Below are 1,171 nucleotides of genomic sequence, written 5' to 3'. Positions count from 1 at the left end.
CGGGCAGTGGAAAGTCGAGCCTGCKGCTTCGCCTGATCGACTCAGGGTTCGCCCTGGTGGGCGATGACCGGATCCTGATCGAGGCGGGTATGGCCCGTCCGGAGCCGCGTCTCGCCGGGCTCATCGAGGTGAGGGGGCTCGGTATTCTGCGCATGCCTCATCAGGCCAGTACCGCCGTCAAACTCTGGATAGAGCTCGTTGAGAATGGGCCGGTAACCCGTCTGCCTGAGATGGCAAGCGACCCGCAAACCGGCGCCTGGATGATCAGGATGAACGGGTTTCAGGCTGACGCGGTAGCGATCATCCGAAGCGCCCTGCGGTGCATAAACGGCGAACTCACGCTGCTTTGTGGCGTAAATGGGGCAACGCCCCCTGTCCTCCCCCTCCCCATGGCGCCGGAAGCGCGATAACATCTTCCGTTCTTCCCCCCTTACGGCCTGGCAGGAGACTTGAACCGTGACACCCGCACGACGCGTACTTCTGGTCACGGGCCTGTCGGGAGCCGGAAAATCCTCGATCCTGCGTATCCTCGAGGATCTGGGCTACGAGGTGACGGATAATCCGCCCCTGACGCTGCTCGACGCACTGGTTGCGCGAAGCGACCAGCCCCTCGCGATCGGGATCGACGTGCGCACGCGCGGTTTCGAGGCCAGGGCCGTTCTGGGCGCTCTGGCCCAGCTCCGCGCACAGAACGACCTGCTGGTCGAGCTGCTCTACGCCACGGCCGAGACCGATATCCTCCTGCGTCGCTTCACGGCCACGAGGCGGCGTCATCCGCTCGATAACAGCACAGGCACAGCCCCCGGGCTGGTTGCGAGCATCGACCAGGAAATTGTGCTGCTGGCCCCGCTTCTGGGGGCTGCCGATCTGGTGATCGACACCTCGGACCTGCCCCCTCATGACCTGCGCCGCCTGATCGAGGCCCGATTCGGCCATCAGAATGATGGCGACTCGATGACGGTGACGCTGCAATCCTTTGCGTATCCTGCAGGATTGCCCCGCGAGGCCGATCTCGTTTTCGATGCGCGTTTTCTGCGCAATCCGCATTACGATCCTGATCTCAAGGCAATGACCGGGCTCGATCCTGTCGTGCGTCAATACGTGAAGCAGGATCCCGATTACGACGTGTTCCTGTCCAGGATCCTCGATCTACTGAAACTTGTACTGCCTC

At 62.8% G+C, this 1,171-nt stretch carries 2 protein-coding genes; both read left to right on the top strand.

The features are described from left to right. A partial coding sequence (locus C0V97_RS18515; protein ID WP_158625477.1) for an HPr kinase/phosphorylase occupies window positions 1–410 on the top strand: 410 nt, incomplete at its 5' end. 46 nt (window positions 411–456) lie between these two features. Beyond that, the coding region (locus C0V97_RS18020) for an RNase adapter RapZ (protein WP_127103757.1) at window positions 457–1,171 on the top strand (715 nt) is incomplete at its 3' end.

The sequence above is a fragment of the Asaia sp. W19 genome (genome assembly GCF_003994335.1).
Classification (GTDB): domain Bacteria; phylum Pseudomonadota; class Alphaproteobacteria; order Acetobacterales; family Acetobacteraceae; genus Asaia.
The sequence above is the reverse complement of the archived record's forward strand: the minus strand, read 5'-3'. Positions and strand labels throughout refer to the sequence as shown.